This window comes from Embleya sp. NBC_00896, from assembly GCF_045207785.1.
Classification (GTDB): Bacteria; Actinomycetota; Actinomycetes; order Streptomycetales; family Streptomycetaceae; genus Embleya.
This window is the reverse complement of sequence record NZ_CP108777.1, coordinates 1,655,886-1,671,292: the sequence shown is the minus strand read 5'-3', so window position 1 is coordinate 1,671,292 and position 15,407 is coordinate 1,655,886. Positions and strand designations below refer to the sequence as shown.

Annotated in this window: 14 protein-coding genes; 3 read left to right on the top strand and 11 right to left on the bottom strand. The window is 70.5% G+C overall.

What is annotated here, in order from left to right:
- Positions 1-8: 8 nt before the first annotated feature.
- From OG928_RS40815 to OG928_RS40805, 3 genes are all read right to left on the bottom strand, one after another.
- Positions 9-1,634, bottom strand: coding sequence for an MFS transporter (locus OG928_RS40815; RefSeq protein WP_331767064.1), 1,626 nt, complete (start codon positions 1,632-1,634; stop codon positions 9-11).
- Between the two features lie 856 nt (positions 1,635-2,490).
- Positions 2,491-3,336 (bottom strand): DUF4097 family beta strand repeat-containing protein, encoded by an 846-nt coding sequence (locus tag OG928_RS40810; RefSeq protein WP_331767063.1) that lies wholly within the window; start codon positions 3,334-3,336, stop codon positions 2,491-2,493.
- 118 nt (positions 3,337-3,454) lie between these two features.
- Positions 3,455-4,009 carry a hypothetical protein gene (locus OG928_RS40805; protein WP_331767062.1) on the bottom strand — a complete coding sequence of 185 codons (555 nt, stop codon included), beginning with the start codon at positions 4,007-4,009 and terminating at the stop codon, positions 3,455-3,457.
- A 209-nt stretch (positions 4,010-4,218) separates the two neighbouring features.
- Between OG928_RS40805 and OG928_RS40800 the strand changes: the two genes are divergently transcribed.
- The gene (locus OG928_RS40800; protein ID WP_406291643.1) at positions 4,219-4,659 is read left to right on the top strand and encodes a hypothetical protein; all 441 of its coding nucleotides are present in this window, start codon (positions 4,219-4,221) and stop codon (positions 4,657-4,659) included.
- A 159-nt stretch (positions 4,660-4,818) separates the two neighbouring features.
- Here OG928_RS40800 and OG928_RS40795 read toward each other — a convergent pair whose 3' ends face one another.
- Complete coding sequence (locus OG928_RS40795) at positions 4,819-5,271, bottom strand: DUF1801 domain-containing protein (protein WP_331767060.1); 453 nt, start codon at positions 5,269-5,271, stop codon at positions 4,819-4,821.
- A 200-nt stretch (positions 5,272-5,471) separates the two neighbouring features.
- On the opposite strand from OG928_RS40795, the gene argF reads away from it, so the two are divergent.
- Positions 5,472-6,455 (top strand): ornithine carbamoyltransferase, encoded by a 984-nt coding sequence (argF, locus tag OG928_RS40790; RefSeq protein WP_331767059.1) that lies wholly within the window; start codon positions 5,472-5,474, stop codon positions 6,453-6,455.
- A gap of 76 nt (positions 6,456-6,531) precedes the next feature.
- Here the strand turns inward: argF and OG928_RS40785 are convergent, their stop codons facing one another.
- The 7 genes from OG928_RS40785 to OG928_RS40755 all read right to left on the bottom strand — a co-directional run bounded on the left by OG928_RS40785 (position 6,532) and on the right by OG928_RS40755 (position 14,154).
- Complete coding sequence (locus OG928_RS40785) at positions 6,532-7,371, bottom strand: carbohydrate-binding protein (RefSeq protein ID WP_331767058.1); 840 nt, start codon at positions 7,369-7,371, stop codon at positions 6,532-6,534.
- A 67-nt stretch (positions 7,372-7,438) separates the two neighbouring features.
- Positions 7,439-8,374: an AraC family transcriptional regulator gene (locus OG928_RS40780; protein WP_331767057.1), complete on the bottom strand. Its 936-nt coding sequence runs from the start codon at positions 8,372-8,374 to the stop codon at positions 7,439-7,441.
- Between the two features lie 483 nt (positions 8,375-8,857).
- Positions 8,858-9,637, bottom strand: coding sequence for an HAD family phosphatase (locus OG928_RS40775; protein ID WP_331767056.1), 780 nt, complete (start codon positions 9,635-9,637; stop codon positions 8,858-8,860).
- Complete coding sequence (locus OG928_RS40770) at positions 9,634-11,088, bottom strand: pyridoxal phosphate-dependent decarboxylase family protein (protein ID WP_406291639.1); 1,455 nt, start codon at positions 11,086-11,088, stop codon at positions 9,634-9,636. Before OG928_RS40770 ends, OG928_RS40775 begins: the two co-directional genes overlap by 4 nt.
- Positions 11,081-11,791, bottom strand: a complete 711-nt coding sequence (locus OG928_RS40765) for a helix-turn-helix domain-containing protein (protein ID WP_406291637.1) — start codon at positions 11,789-11,791, stop codon at positions 11,081-11,083. The genes OG928_RS40770 and OG928_RS40765 overlap by 8 nt, the downstream gene beginning before the upstream one ends.
- A 297-nt stretch (positions 11,792-12,088) precedes the next feature.
- A complete protein-coding gene (locus OG928_RS40760; protein WP_331767053.1) occupies positions 12,089-12,721 on the bottom strand; it encodes a cysteine hydrolase in 633 nt (210 codons plus the stop codon).
- 188 nt (positions 12,722-12,909) lie between these two features.
- The gene (locus OG928_RS40755; protein ID WP_331767052.1) at positions 12,910-14,154 is read right to left on the bottom strand and encodes an MFS transporter; all 1,245 of its coding nucleotides are present in this window, start codon (positions 14,152-14,154) and stop codon (positions 12,910-12,912) included.
- Between the two features lie 133 nt (positions 14,155-14,287).
- Here OG928_RS40755 and OG928_RS40750 point away from each other — a divergent pair, with 133 nt between their 5' ends.
- A complete protein-coding gene (locus OG928_RS40750; protein WP_331767051.1) occupies positions 14,288-15,223 on the top strand; it encodes a LysR family transcriptional regulator in 936 nt (311 codons plus the stop codon).
- The last annotated feature ends 184 nt before the right edge of the window (positions 15,224-15,407 follow it).

Here is a 15,407-nt window from a genome sequence, read left to right as displayed (position 1 = left end):
TGAGGGGGTCAGTTCAGGGTGCCGCCGGTGGCCGGGGTGCGGCCGGCCTTCATGACGACGGCGAGGACCACGCAGATCACGCCGGCCGCGCCCATGGTCCAGAAGCCGATGGTCCAGCCGGAGTCGGTGTACACCTGCGGGATGTCGAACGTCTGGGAGGGAGCGCCCGGTTGGGCCACCGTGGAGACCTGGTAGGTGTGCGCGGACAGGATCGCGGTCAGGACGGCGGTGCCGACCGCGCTGCCGAAGGACTGGGTCAGCGCGAGCATGCCCGCGCCGATGCCCTGCTGCTCCTGCGGCACGGCCTCGATGATCAGGTTGTTGGCGCACGCGTAGTAGACGCCGAACGCGAGGCCGTAGACGATGCCGATGATCAGCAGGACCTGCCACGAGCCGTGGAACAGCGCGTACAGCCCCATCGAGAGCGTCATCACCGCCAGGCAGACGATGTACGGCCGGCGCAGGCCGACTCTCGTGGCCCACTGACCGGCGGCCGGGCCGGTGAACATGCCGGGGATGGACTGCCACGTGGTCAGGTGGAGGGCGAGGGCCATCAGGCTGAAGCCGAGGGCGTAGCCGATGTCGCCCTCGAAGACGAGGCCCTGGCGCATCGTGTCGAGCGGGATGCCGGCCTTGTCCGCGAAGCCGGCTATCGTGCCTTCCTTGACGACCTTCTCGTCGATCTGGGCCATGTAGGAGACGGCGTAGAACTGCACGCCGATGATCATGTTGGAGAACAGGCCGATGGCCAGCACGATCGACACCCGTGGCGCGCGCAGCAGCTTCGGGTCCATGATCGGTTCGGCGGCGCGCTTCTCCCACAGGTAGAAGGCGACCAGCAGGGCGAGTCCGATGACGAGGTAGCTCCACGCGGTGAAGCGGCCCCAGCCCCACTGCTGACCGTTGCTGATGTAGATCAGGGCGAGCGCGACACCCGCACCGAGCAGCACCGAGCCGAGCCAGTCCAACTTCTGACGGGTCCTCAGCTTTGATTCGGGGACGACGAGCCAGAAGATCGGGATGAGCACCAGCATGTAGATGGTCAGGAACCAGAACAGCGACCGCCAGCTCCAGTGGTCGGTGAGCCAGCCGCTGACCAGCGGCGCGGTCAGCGCGGACACGCCGAACCCGGTCGCGATCACGCCGATCGCCATCGGCACCATGCGGCGCGGCATCAGGTCGCGGATCAGGCCCGCCGCCACCGCCGCCATCGCGAACGCCACGGCCTGGAGGCCGCGGCCGACCAGGAACATCGCCCAGGAGTCGGTCAGCGCGCACAGCACGGACCCGGCCAGGAACGAGACGCTGCACGCGAGCAGGACGAGCTTCTTGCCGAACAGGTCGGCGAGCTTGCTGATGATCGGCGTGGTCGCGCCGCCGACCAGGCCGAGGATGATGATCATCCAGCCGATGTTGTTCCCGGCGGACGGGAAGTCCAGGCCGATCTTCTGTACTGCGGTGCCGATCATCGTGTACTGCAGCGGTACGACCTCGGAGAAGAGCACGATGACGCCGAGCACCGAGAAGAGCCGGAGCTTGGACGCGCCTTCGAGTCGGCCGGTGTCGGTCTTGGCGGTGCTGTCGACGGGGTCGGGCTCCTGCGGTGGTGGGGTGGTGTCGACGGTCTCGGTCACGCGAATACCTCCCGAACGCGGCGTCGCACGGTGGCGGCGCGGCCGGCCACGGGCCGGATGGAAGAGCATGGGCGGGCATTCGGAAGCGGATCATCCGCTTCCGGATCGATCACGTCGAGCCCGGCCGACTCGTCGCTCGGACCGCGCTCGACACGTGCTGACCTGCATTTACGGCAACCAACAGGTCCGCCGGGATCGGTTTCGAACCCCGGTGGAACAGGCTCCGGTTCGGCGCTTGGTGCACCTTGGCACGAACCGCCCGCGCTGTGAAGCCATCATGACCAACATGGTCATGATGGCTTCCGGTCCCACTCGCGGCGTCACGGAGCGTCATGGGCTCCGGCGGGTGCGCGCGGTCGACGGCCCGCCGTCAGCAGCCGGCCTTGATCGACTCGCGGCCGGCTTCGTGGCGCCAAGTGGCCAGGGGCACGGACCAGGTCGACGCTCGCGGGGCGGGGGCGGGGGCGGTGTGGGTGGTGCGTGCGGGGGTGGTGGGCGCGGTACTCGCCGGCGCGGAATTGGGACGGGCGGCGCTCGCCGGTGCGGTATCCGGGCGGGCGGTGTTCGGGCGGGCGAGGTTCGTCGCCGCGGAACTCGTCGCCGCGGCACCTGTCGCCGCAGTACACGTTGCAGCGGCAGTCGACGTTGTCGTGCGCGCCACTGCCGGGCTCGTCGGCGCCGGGCTCGTGCGGCTCAGCAGTGTGGTCAGGGTCCGTAGCATCGTCGTCCGGCCCCCGCCGCCGGCTTCGAGCAGCGTAAGCGCGGTCCCGATCGGCACCGACGGTTGCGTCATGAACCTTCCTCTCCGCTTCGATGGGCCAGGAGGCGGCGGGCGGTGGGGCCGGACGTCGACCCGTCAGGCCCGGCGGATCACGATGTCTCCGGAACTGGTTCGCGCGCGCACTTCGACGGTCTCGTCGGACCCCTCGGGCCCGGCGGCGGCGTCCAGCGAGTTGTGTACGGTGCCGGCATGCGACCGCGCGTCGATCCATGCGGCGGTGCCCTTGCGGATCCCGACCTCCAACCCGCCGGAACCGGTCTCCAGCACCACCGATCCGCGCACCACCTCGCCGATCCGCACGCTGCCCTGCGCCGTCTTGGCGACGACGGTCGACAGGGCGCGGCCGACGGTGATGTCGCCCTGTGCCGTGTTCAGCCGCAGGTCGCCGGTCACCTCGCCGACGGTGATGTCGCCGGAGGCGTTCTTGACCACCGCCGTACCGTCGACCTCCTCGATCCTGACGTCCCCGGATCCGGTGCCGACTTCGGCGTGCCCGACCACCCCGGCCACCGAGATGTCACCGGAGGCGGAACTCAGCTTCAGCGTGCCGGTCCGATCGAGCCGGATGCCGCCGGCGGCGACCTTGAACTTGGTCTCGCCGAGCCGACCCTTGGCCCGGAAGTCCGCCGCGGCCGCCTTGCCCTCGGCCCGGGAGCCCGACGGCAGGTCGATCGTCACGTCGATCGAGGCGCCGCCGCCGAAGAACGAACGGGCCTTGTTCTTGGGCGCCTTCACCATCAGCCTGCCCATCGAGTACTCGATGCGGGTCTGCTCGGCGGCCTCCGCGTCGGACCCCTTCAACGGGTCGCTCGGCCGTACCTCGACGACGGTGTCCGAGCGGTCGCTCGCGTTGATCCGGACCTGGCCGACGGAGAGGTCGAGGATGACGAAGATCGGCTCGGGGGTGTCGAAAGTTGGCATGGCTGTGCCCTCCTGATGGCCTGCCGGGATGCCCGGTTGTCAGGTTGCCGGAACGAATGGCGTGGTCGCGGAGCCGCCGGCCAGGGCCTGGTGCCGTGACCGGAAAGGTTCGCCGGTTCTAGCGAACCCAGCCGGTGTAGCGGCGGCCGGACTCGTGCGCGCTTCCCGGCCGTTCGGCGCGGCGGGCCCGGTCGTCGGGTTCGAGGGCGGCTGAGACGGCGCGCACGAGCCACGCGTTGACCGAGAGCCCGTCGCGACCGGCCGCGGCCTCGACACGCGACTTGACGCCCTCGGAGAGCCGCAGCGTGATCCGCGACGTGCCACCTTCGTCGGGCTCCGGCTGTGGCTTCGCACCCGCTGTGGGCGGCGGCGCCGCGAAGCCGTCCGCCGCCGCGCCCTGTCCCGCCGCGTCCTCGAACGACTGGACGGGCGGCGGTGGCGTCACGACGAAGTCGGGGTCGAGGCCACGCAGCCGCACGTCGACCGAACCCGGCGCGAGGTCACGCGTGATCTCGTCCGCGGCGGCGGACAACGCCCCCAGCAGCGCGAGCCTGGTGGCCGATTCGAGCGGCGGGATCAGGCGCTCGGCCAGGGCCCGCGCGTCCTCGCCACCGGCCTCGGCGGCATCCGCGAGGTCGCGGCAGATCTTGTCGACGTAAGGCGTGAGATCCATGACGTCATCATGACGTCACTCTAGTGTCATCGCAAGTCACGAGCGGCAAATTCCGACGCCATCCGACGCCATCAGCCTGGCGACGGGCTCCTCTCGGCACCCTGGCCCTGCCACTGGGCTTCCTTCGATGAAGACCCAAGCCCCCTCACCCGACCGAGTGATGGTGCGGGATGAACGAGGTTTCGGCCCGGCTCCGGGCGATGTATCCCATGCCGAGTCTTCCTGCGGCGGGATCCGAGAAGGTCGACGTCGATCCGCGCGGGCCGCTGCCACGCGTGGTGGTGCGCGAGGCGCGGTCGATGACGGTCCACGCGTTGGGCGAGACGGCGGAGATCCTGGCGGTCTATCCGAACCCCGGGCCCGCGTGGGGGCCCGTGGGGCATCGGCCGGTGGCCGTGGACCTGTCGTTCGCGGTGTTCGCCGGCGCGACCGCCCACCGGGCCGTATCCCGGGACGGACGGCCTTTGTGGACGCGGGAGTTCGGCGACTGGTCCGCGTACACGGCGCGCATCGTGCACTGTTCGACGTCCGCGCTGGGAGCCGGCCACCGGATCGCCATCACCGGTCGCGCAGTGACCGAGCGGCCGAGTCGACCTGTGAGCGTCAGGGTTGGCCGGACCGAGCGCCGAAGTCGGCCCGCACCAATGTGACTCGGCACGCCGAAGCCCCCACCCGGTGACCGAGTGGGGGCTTCGTACCGACCCGAGATCGCTCGTGTGCAAGGGAGTTCGACGACACGCACGGCGTACTCCCGGGCGACGCCGAACACGTATGGCAACCGCAGGACCAGCCCGTTCACCGGGTGCGCCTCAGCTCACCGCCTGCTTCACGAGCTCACCGATCCGCGCCTCCACCTCGGGCGTCACCTCGGTCAGGGCGAAGCCGGCCGCCCACATCGTGCCCTCGTCCAGCTTCGCCTGGTCGCTGAACCCGAGCGTCGCGTAGCGCGCCTTGAACTTCTCCGCGCTCTGGAAGAAGCAGACGATCTTGCCGTCCAGCGCGTAGGCGGGCATCCCGTACCAGAGCTTCGGCGCGAGGACGGGGGCACTGGCCGTGACGACCGCGTGGACGCGCTCGGCCATGACCCGGTCCGAGTCCTGCATCTCGGCGATCTTCGCGAGCACGTCCCGCTCCGCCTCCGCCGCCTTGTCGGCTCGCGAGCTGCGTCGCGCGGCCTTCTTCAGCTCCTGGGCATGGTCCTTCATCGCGGCCCGCTCGTCGGCCGTGAATCCCTCGTGCTTGCTGTTGTCGGTGTTGCCCATGGCAGATCTCCCCCTTGACGATCTTGATGCGCGTGATCTTGAAGGGGACCTTATCCCGGTTCACCGAGCCGCGCGAGGCACGGATGGGAAGCCGCCGACCTCCTCGGGCACGGCCGGCTCAGCCGAAATTGAACTGCATGACAATGCGAGCGTCCGTATAGTCATGCAACACATCACGTCTACGGAAGCGGAGTTGGGCCATGGGAGCCTCCACACTCAAGGGACGCAGTCTGCTCACGCTGCGGGACTTCACGCCGGGTGAGATCACCGAGGTGCTGGAGCGCGCCGCGACGACGAAGGAGCTTGCCGCGCGGGGCGAACGCGAGCCGGTGCTCGCGGGCCGGAACATCGCGCTGATCTTCCTCAAGCCGTCCTGTCGCACGCGGGTGTCGTTCGTCGTTGCGGCCACGCAGTCCGGTGCGCATCCGGAGATCTTCGGGCGTGAGGACATCCGCTTCGGCATAAAGGAGTCCGTGCGTGACATCGCGCGCGTGTTCGGGCGGGTCTTCGACGGGGTGATGTTCCGGGGGTTCGAGCACTCCACCGTGGTCGAGTTCGCGCAATACGCCGGGGTTCCGGTGTGGAACGGTCTGTGCGACAGCTACCACCCGACCCAGGTGCTCGCCGATCTGCTCACCCTCCGCGAGAACTTCGGCGATCTCGAGGGCCTGCCCGTCACCTACGTCGGGGACGGCCGCAACAACGTGGCGATCACGCTGGCCATCGCCGCGGGCAAGCTGGGGTTGGACCTTCGGATCCTCGCGCCCGAATCACTGTGGCCGGCGGCGGAGCGGCTCGCCGAACTGCGCACGGAGGCGGAATCGCCCCGCGCCGCGATCACCGTCACGGCGTCGCCGAAGGAGGCCCTCGCCGGCTCGGCCGCGATCTACGGCGACGTCTGGGTCTCCATGGGCGAGGAGGACCAGACCCGCCAACGCGTCGAAACGCTGCGCCACTTGAAGGTCACCACGGACATGATGGCATCGACGGGCCGGGCCGACACGATCTACCTGCACTGCCTGCCGGCCTTCCACGGCCCCGACACCGAGACCGCGATCGCCCACCCCGACATCTGCGAAGTCGACGACGACGTCTTCGAGGGCCGACAGAGCCGCGTCTTCGACCAGTCCGAGAACCGCATGCACACCGCGAAGGCACTCATGGAACTCACCATCGCCGGCTGAGCCGCCCGGTACGGACCCGGGATCCCGGAGCCGAGGCCGAACCCTGATCGACCTCGGCCCGGCCCCGTCGGGACGCTCAGATCCGCTGCCACAGTGCCGGTACGTTCGGCGGCTCCCAGCCCGGTTGGGCGGTGTGGCCCTGGAGGCACCGGTAGGTCGAGCCGCTGTGGGTGGCCGTGCTGCCGGCGGCGTAGTTCGTGCCGATCCGCCAGGTCCCGCTCGGGGGTTCGGTCGGCGGCTCGGTGGGCGGCTGGGTCGGCGGGACGCCGTTCACGTTCAGGACGAAGTCGAAGGACGCCTGCTTGGCGTTGCCGACCTGACGTACCGTCATCAGCAGCCGCGCGTCGAAGATCGTGTCGGTGTTGTTGCGCGGCTCGCCCGGGAAGTAGAGCTGCGTGGTGAGGATCGGCCGGTTCGGCGCCTGGAGCTTGACGTGCAGGTGGCGGGTCCGGCCGGGGTACAGGCCCGGCACGATCGTGGTCAGCGTGTACGCGCCCTGCGCGTTGGTGAACTGGTGCCCGCGGAAGCCGAACCCCGCGTTGTCGTACGCGCCGTTGGTGTCCGCCTGCCAGAAGTCCAACAGCACGTTGGCGAGCGGCTGACACTGCCGGCCGAAAACGTAGCCGGTCACCGTGAGCGGCACCCCCGGCGTGCTCGGGGTGGTCAACACGGTGCGCGGCGGCGAGTTCGGCTTGAAGTAGGGACCCTCGGTCTGGTCGATCGTCGGGGCGTCCCCGTCGTGACACGACGGCGTCGGGGCGAGCGTGTCGCCACTGGCGCGCTGCGCGCGGGCGAGGGCCGGGACGCCGCCGATCAGCAGCGGGAGGGGTGCGGCCACGAGGGCCGCCTTGAGCAGGTTCTTGCGGGTGATGCCACGCCCGACGGGCTCGTCCTGATCGTTGTTGTCGTGGTCCACAGCGGCCTCCTCGGCGGGGGGACGGGCCGGTCGGGCCGAAGCCCCGACGCCCGCGATTGGTCTGAACCTATGGCCGCTCGCGAGGGACGTCGATGGACAAAGCACGGCCGTCGTGGTGCTTCGCGTGGATGTCACGGCGGTACTCCCCCGGCGTGCTCCCGGTCTCGCGCCGGAAGAACCGACAGAAGTACGCGGGGTCGCCGAACCCCACTCGATCGGCCACCTGGCGCACCGTCAGATCGCTGCCCGCGAGCAGCCGTTTGGCCTCGACGACCTGCGCCTGACGGATGATCCGGCCGGGCGTACGGCCGGTCGCCGTCTTGACCGCGTGGTTGAGGTGGCCGACCGAGACGCCCAGGTGGGCCGCGTACGCGCCGACGGTCCGCTCGACCGGATCCGTCGGCCGGTCCAGCAGTCGGGCGAACCGCTGCGCGATCGCGGCGGTCGGCCCCAGGTCCGGCTCGACGTCCACGACGACATCGGTCACCGAGGCCGCCAGGCGCGCCGCACGCAGGATCAGCACGTGCAGATATGCCTGCAAAACAGGGATGAACCCCTCCCCCTGCTCGGCGTATTCGCGCCGCAGCTCCGCGACCACCCCGGTCAGCCCGGGCGCCGCCTCGGCGGTGGGCCGCAGCCGGGTACACGCGGACAGTTCGCGTACCGTGTCCCGGTCCTCGGGGTGGGCGAGCAGGAAGTCGTCGTTGAACAGCACGACCCAGCCGGTCAGTTCACGCGCCCGGTGCCAGAAGTGCACCTGTCCCGGTGCGACGAAGAACAGGTGCGGGGGGCGCAGCGGGCGCGGCACGAGGTCGACCACATGCGTCCCCGTCCCGCCCGTCACGTAGACGATCTCGTGGAACGTGTGCCGATGCGGGAAGTCCGCCCGCGACATCGGCCCGATCGTGTCGAACGACCCGACCGCGAACGGCAGGATGCTCGGGGCGGGCACGTCGAGCCGGTGCAACGGCACCGCCGGGCGGACGGAGGTCAAGGTCGTCATCCATCCCACGCTAGAACGACGGCCCGTACCGTCGAAGGGAGTTCGCGGTCCGGCACGAATTGGCAAGGCCGATGCCGGGTCGGCGCGATCGGGCAGCACCCGCGGGGGTCGTGCGGGCGACACCTGCGGGTGCTGCCCGATCGCGCCGAACGGTGGCATGGGGCCGGCTCGGTCACCCGGTCAGTCGCCGCGGCCGGCGGCCCGGGAGAGGTATAGACCATTGGCTGCGGCAGTACTCAGGGTCGCCGCGCGCGTACGGTCGCGCAAGAGTGCGGAGGAGGTCTTTCCGATTCGACCGCGCCCACGGGGCTTCATTACTCGCCAACCGAATCATCGGCCGACCCACCGAATAGTCGGGTTGGCCTGCACGGCAAGGTTTCTGACGTGACGTCAGATGTATCGTCATTGTGCCGCCGAAAAATTCCCGCAATCACATCGACCCCGTCGGCCCATCCGGATCCGGTCGAGAAAGTCCGGCCGAAGCTATGGACGAAACCGGGGTTGGTATAGACCATTGGCCTGGTGAGGACGGTCGTCGCCGTGCGGACGACGACCGCCCGGCGGCATGCGCGTGGGATGTCCCGAACCGTTCGCGTCCCGCCTCTCCGGCCCACGAAGTCCGACGTCGACCTCAAGCGCGTGCTCGCGGTCACGCCGATGCTCGGGCGCAACGCCCAGAGCCTGCTCGATGGTCTCCGGGCCGCGGAAGTGGACGGCGTGCCAACCGAAGGAGCGCGCCGCATCGGTGTTGCCGAGGTGGTCGTCGATGAAGAGGATCTCGTCGGGGACCGCGTCGAGTCGACGCGTGGCGGCGGCGAAGGCGGCGGGCCCGGGTTTGCGGTGTCCGAGGCGGTGGCTGAACAGCAGCTGCCCGAAGCCATCGAACAGCTCCGGATGCAGACGAGGCAGCGCCTCCTCCTCCAGGGGACCGTTGTTCGTGAACAGCGCGAGGCTGCGCGACCCGCGGTGGCGGTGCAGCGCCTCCCGAACGGCGTGGTCGGGGCGGAAGGCACTGCACCACTCCGCGTCGAGTTGCTCGTCGCCGCCGGTGAACCCGGTGGCAGCACGGATGGCAGCCCGCACATCCACCGCGGACGCGAATGCGCCCCGGTCGCATTCGGCGCTGAACCCCGACTTCCACAACAGCGCGTCGACCCGGTCCGGCGCGAGCGAGAACGCCGCGGCGAGTCGTTGGAGGCGATGCGCGTGGTCGAAGCGGAACAGCACGCCGCCGAGGTCGACGACGACGCGCCGGATGCTCATGAGGTGGTGCCGGGCGCGGGGGTCTCGCTCGCGGTGATCTCCGCTGCGGCGAGCCGGATTTCGTGCAGCAGGACGGCGAGGTCGGCCTCGGTGGTGTCCGGGTGGAGGATGCACGCGCGCAGCGCTGCCGTGCCGGCGAGCCGGGTTCCGGTGAGGAAGGCACGCCCGCGATGCTGCACGGCGGCCGGAATTCGCTCGTTCAGCGCTTCCGCTCGGCTCGGGTCCGGTGCCGCCGATCGGCCTCGGAAGCGGAAGGCGACGACCGATGTGACGGCCGGGGCGAGCAGCTCGAAATCGTCGGCGGCGTCGACCATGGCCGCGAGCGTGCGCGCGAGTTCGGTGCCGCGCCGCACCAGCCGGCCGACCCCCTCGTGTCCGAGGTGCGCGATCGTGGCCCACACGCGCAGCGCGCGAAAGGGACGGGTCTGCTCGGGGCCGTACTCGGCGAACCAGCCCAACTCGTCGCTGCCGTCGTCGCGAAGATAGGGCGGCACGAGGCTGAAGGTGTCGCGCGCGCCCGCCGGATCGCGGAAGAGGACGCAACCGCAGTCGACGGGAACACCGAGCCACTTGTGCGGGTCCAGCACGAGGGAGTCCGCGAGCCCCAGCCCGGCGTAGCCGGGGTCGGCTTCGTCGGCGAGGATGCCGAACGCACCGTAGGCGCCGTCGATGTGGAACCACAGTCCGTGCTCGCGCGCGATCTCGGCGACCTCCTCCAGCGGGTCCACGGCGCCCGTGTTCACCGTCCCCGCGCTCGCCGCGACGAAGAACGGCCGCACGCCCGCCTCCTTGTCCGCCGTGATCAGGCGGCGCAGCGCGGCGGTGTCCATCCGGAAGGCGTCGTCGACCGGGACCGTGCGGAGGTGGCGGCTGCCCAGGCCGAGGAGTTCGGCCGCCTTGCGCAGACAGCTGTGTCCCTCGGCCGACAGGTAGATCGCGAGTGGACGTTGCCCGTACAGGCCGGACTCCCGGACGTCCAGCCCCTGTTGGCGGAACACCCGCTGCCGGGCCGTGGCCAGTGCGATGACGGTGGCCATCGAGGCGCCGCTGGTCAGCAGCCCGGCGCCCGGCGGGTGCGGATAGCCCACCAGTTCCGCCAACCACCGTACGGCGGTGCGTTCCAGCAGGACGCCGGCGTGTTCGCCGCCGGCGCAGCTCGGGTTCATGGCCGCGGCCAGCGGGGCGACCAGGACGCCGGCGGGCGAGGGTGGGGAGTTGACCCAGCCGAAGAACCGCGGATGCCCGTTGCCCATCGGGTAGGGCAGCACGTGGTCGCGGATCTCGTGGAGCAGGTCCGCCAACGGGCGGCCCGAGGCCGGAAGTTGCTGCTCGGTGAGCCACGCGCGATCCGCATCGGGCACCGCCCGCCACACCGGCCCGCCGGGTACGGCGGCCAGGTGATCGGCCGCGAGGCCCGCGGCCGACCGGCCCGCTCGGCGCAGGTCATCCATTGTGTCCCCCATGTTCCCCGTGCCCTCCGTGCCCTCCGTGCCCGCCGTTTCCATCGTGTCCGCCACGTCCCCGCGCCTCGGCCGCCGGCGTCGAGCGGTGTTGGGCGTCGACCGGCCGGCCGAGCGCCATCGCCAGGTAGTACACGCATTCGTCCGCCGCGTCGTTCGCGAAGGCATGCCGACGGTCGCCGGGAAAGTAGGCGGCGTCCCCGGCCGCCAGCAGGTGCGGCGTGTCGTCGACGGTCAGCCGCAGACACCCGGACTCCACCACCACGTACTCGTGCGATCCCGCAGCATGCGGGGAGAACTCCCCGGCGTCGACACCGGATCCCAGGGTGGTACGCATGAACTCGAACTCCACGCCCGGCAGCACCGGGGAAAGGATGCGCCGCTCCCACCCCGAGGGATCGCGCACGACGTGCTGCCGATCGTGCGGCAGGATCACCACCTCGGCGCGGACGGGTTCGTCCAGGAGCCGGGCGATCGACGTGCCCAATGCGGTCGCCAGACGGTCGAGAACCAGCACACTCGGCGTCTTGGTGCCGCGCTCCACCTCGGAGACCATGCTCCGGCTCACGCCACTCAGCTCGGCGAGCCGCTCCAGACCCAATCCGCGCGCTCGCCGCTCGGCGCGAACTCGGGCCCCCAACTCACCCATCGACAGACCACTGGACAAGGCATTGTTCACACCACCTTCACTCATGCCTCCACTATAGCGATGAGATTCCTCTATAGAGGAGCCCCATTGCGGAGTTCAGGCGCGGACTCCTGCCACAACCTCAGCGATACCGAGCCGAGGCTGAACCGTGGGGGCTCGCGGCCGACTTGTCGGGCCACGGGTCCGATTCCGGCAAATCGTCTGTCCGAAGCACTACTCATTTCAGCGAGCACGACCCGAGCCGAAAGACGCTCTGGGAGCGAGATGGTCGCATGATCCGTCGGAACCGAGGTCTGGCTGCTGAGAGCGATCGCCCTGACGGTCGCTGATCATCCTTGACGGCTATGCCCTGCCGGTCTTTGCCCGATCCGGATGGCTCTCGTGCAGGAGCGAGCGCAGTTCGGCGGTGTCGATGATGTGGGCCAGTCTCGGGAAAATGCTGGTCATCAGGGTCTGGTGGACTTGCGGGTCCGGGTCGGTGACGCCGTCGGAGAGGACGTAGAGCCGGTAGTCGCGGTCGGCGGCGTCGGTGAGGGTGGACAGTACGACGCCGCTGGTGGTGATGCCGGCGATGACCAGGGTGGTGATTCCGCGATCCCGCAGTTGCCGGTCCAGGTCTGTCGTGGACAGCGCGCCGTAGCGGGTCTTGCGGACGGTGATGTCGCCGGGTTCGGGAGCGAGCTGATGGTGGAAGTCTGTGGCGGGATCCTCGTGATGCATGAGGCGCTGCCGGCCGAGGAAGGAGAAAGTCTCGTTGGCCGGCGGGATCGCCGCCCAGTCGGCTTCGGTGAATCCGACTCGTACGTAGGCGATGGCGGCGCCGTGCGCTCGCATGTCGGCGATGGCGCCGGCCACCCGTGACAGCAGCGCTTCCGGGTCGGCCGGGCCGGGGAGCGAGGCCAGGATTCCCTGCTGGTAATCCATGACGAGCAGTGCGGCCGCCCGGGGGTCCAGCGCCGGGGTCGTGACGGTCATTTTCTCTCCTTGGGTGATGAGGGCGCCCTGACACGCGAGGCCGCGCTTGGGCCGACTACACATTGGGCAGGTAAGCCACGATTTGCCGCGCCGCGACCCCACCGGCCACGGCAAAGGCCATCGCGCTCATCTCCGAGCCACGCGGAGGGGTGGTGCAGCCCGATCGCGGTGGCGGCCGTGGCGGCCCGTCAGGCGCGGCTCGGTGCGGGCTTGGGCTCGGCGAGGGGCACCGCGGCGCGTCGGGGGAGCAGCAGCGGGGTCGCCAGCAGGAGCATGCCGGCCAAGCCGATGGCCGTGCGCGGGCCGAGCAGGCTGCCCAGCACGCCCCAGACGGCTGTCAGGAGCGCGGTCGTGGCCTTGGTCGTCACCGACCAGGCGGACAGTGTGCGGGCGACCCGGTCGGTTGCGGTGCGTTCGAGGCGGTAGGTGCTGTAGACGGGATTGAAGACCCCACAGCAGAAGATGAGCCCGAGTTCGACGCCGATCACCAGCAGCAGCCCTCCGGCGCCCGGCCCCAGGAAGGCCAGGCCGACGGGCCAGAGCGCGCGCAGCGTACCGGCCACGATGAGGACCCGGTGCTGTCCGAAGCGGGTGACGAGCTGTCGGGCCAGCCGCGATCCGAGCAGCCCGGCGATCGCGGGCGCGGCGAAGGCGAGGCCGTACTGCCACGGTGTGAACCCGAGTCCGTCGAGCATCAGAACGGCCAGCAGCGGCTGGGTGGCCATCACCAGGGCGTTGAACAAGGCGGTGTTGAAGAACAGCGGTCGCAGCGTCGCGTCGGCGAGGATGTACCGCCAACCGTCGAGCAGGTCCCCGGCCCGCATGCGCGCGGCCTCCCGACGCTTGGGCCGCGGCTCCCGGCCGCCCGTCGCGCGGATGCCGAGGGCCGAGAGCAGGTAGCTGACCGCGTCGGCCGCCACCGTCACCACCGGACCGAGGAGCCCGATCGCGGCACCGCCCAGCGGCGGTCCGATGATGGTGCTCGTCCAGGTCGTGGACTCGAATCGGGCGTTGGCGACGAGCAGGTCCTCGGCCGGCAGCAGTGTCTTCAGGTACGCGCCGGAGGCCGCGCCGAAGGTGATGTCGGCCGCCGCGACGACGACCGAGACCAGCAGGAGCTGGACGAAGGAGAGCACGCCGAGCGCGAACGCGGCGGGGACCGTCAGCAGCGCCGCGAACCGCACCAGGTCCATCCCGATCAGTACCTGCCGCTTGCGGCGGAATTCCACCCACGGGCCCAGCGGTACCGCCACGGCCGCGCCCACCGCCGCCCCTACGGAGGACAACGCCGCTACCTCCGCCGGCCCGGCGTGCAGCACCTGGATCGCGATCAGCGGGAACGCGCCGAACGCGAGCCACGTGCCGAGCGCACTGGTTCCGTACGCTGCCCATAGCCACCCGAACCGCCGCCCCAACCGGTGCCCGTTCCCCATGTCCGACGCCCCTTGTCACTCGCTGCACAACCGATCTGTGATCGGAAACATCAAAGCGAGCGCCATGCCCGGGGATCAAACAACCATAGGGCCGTCTGGCCACAACCAATGGTTGTACCCATAGGCTGCCCGTATGGACCTCGACACCGTCCGGACCTTCGTCGCCGCCGCCGACGCGGGGCAGTTCCAGGAGGCCGCCGCCGAGCTGGCGATCACCCAGCAGGCCGTCTCCAAGCGCATCGCCGCGCTGGAGCGCAATCTCGGCGTGCGGCTGTTCACCCGCACGCCGCGCGGCGCCGAACTCACCATCGACGGGCAGGCGTTCCTGCCCCATGCCCGCAAACTACTGCGCGTCGCCGAGCGCGCGGACGCGTCCGTGCGCGCCGGCCGCCGTCCGCTGCGCGTCGACGTGCTCGCCTCGCGCAGCGCGGCGTCGGGACTGATGCGCGGCTTCCACCGTGCGCACCCCGAGATCGAGCTCGACGTGGTGTGGCTGTTCGACATCGAGACGGCCGTCGCCGCCCTCCGGTCCGGTGCGATCGACGCGTCCTTCCGCGCCGTCGCCATGCCCGGCCGGCCCCTCCCCGAGGACATCGAATCCGTCCGCGTGCTCGACGAGCAGCTCCAACTCCTCACCGGCCCCGCCCACGCGCTGGCGCGCGCCCGATCGGTGCCCCTGGCTCGACTCGCCGGGCACCGGATCTGGATGCCCGGCATCGTCCCCGGTACCGAGTGGGCCGCCTACTACGACGACCTCGTCGCCGAGTTCGAACTCACCATCGAGGCGACCGGTCCCAACTTCGGCTCCGACGCGCTCCTCGACACCATCGCCGACACCCCGGCCCTGGCCACCTTCATGGGTGAGCAGACCCGCCTCGTCTGGCCCGTCGGCCACGGCCTACGCCGCATCCCGGTGACCGACCCGACGCCCGTCTACCCGCACTCGCTCCTGTGGCACCGAGACAACCCCCACCCCGCGCTGGCCACCCTCCGCGCCCACCTCGCCGCCACGGCGGGCAGCCACGCCGCCGCGGGGACCTGGGCGCCGGACTGGGCAATCCCGCGCTGACCCCCGCCGCCTCGGCGAGCCGGCCCGATGGACCGGAAGCCGGCAGGCAGGCGCGACCATCGGCACACTCCGGCCCTGCACTGCGGACACGCGGCCGTGCCCGAGCACTCCCCGCACGCGGCGTCGCCCCCGCCCGGCCAACCGCAGATCCTCGGCACCCGGGTGTTCGTGAACGTCGGCCGTG

Bases quoted from the DNA above. Each gene is read 5' to 3' on its own strand.
- argF (WP_331767059.1), top strand. From the start codon at position 5,472: ATGGGAGCCTCCACACTCAAGGGACGCAGTCTGCTCACGCTGCGGGAC.
- OG928_RS40805 (WP_331767062.1), bottom strand. From the start codon at position 4,009: ATGGATCTCACGCCTTACGTCGACAAGATCTGCCGCGACCTCGCGGAT.
- OG928_RS40780 (WP_331767057.1), bottom strand. From the start codon at position 8,374: ATGACGACCTTGACCTCCGTCCGCCCGGCGGTGCCGTTGCACCGGCTC.
- OG928_RS40755 (WP_331767052.1), bottom strand. From the start codon at position 14,154: ATGGGGAACGGGCACCGGTTGGGGCGGCGGTTCGGGTGGCTATGGGCA.
- OG928_RS40770 (WP_406291639.1), bottom strand. From the start codon at position 11,088: ATGGATGACCTGCGCCGAGCGGGCCGGTCGGCCGCGGGCCTCGCGGCC.
- OG928_RS40775 (WP_331767056.1), bottom strand. From the start codon at position 9,637: ATGAGCATCCGGCGCGTCGTCGTCGACCTCGGCGGCGTGCTGTTCCGC.
- OG928_RS40765 (WP_406291637.1), bottom strand. From the start codon at position 11,791: ATGAGTGAAGGTGGTGTGAACAATGCCTTGTCCAGTGGTCTGTCGATG.
- OG928_RS40810 (WP_331767063.1), bottom strand. From the start codon at position 3,336: ATGCCAACTTTCGACACCCCCGAGCCGATCTTCGTCATCCTCGACCTC.
- OG928_RS40795 (WP_331767060.1), bottom strand. From the start codon at position 5,271: ATGGGCAACACCGACAACAGCAAGCACGAGGGATTCACGGCCGACGAG.
- OG928_RS40750 (WP_331767051.1), top strand. From the start codon at position 14,288: ATGGACCTCGACACCGTCCGGACCTTCGTCGCCGCCGCCGACGCGGGG.
- OG928_RS40760 (WP_331767053.1), bottom strand. From the start codon at position 12,721: ATGACCGTCACGACCCCGGCGCTGGACCCCCGGGCGGCCGCACTGCTC.
- OG928_RS40800 (WP_406291643.1), top strand. From the start codon at position 4,219: ATGCCGAGTCTTCCTGCGGCGGGATCCGAGAAGGTCGACGTCGATCCG.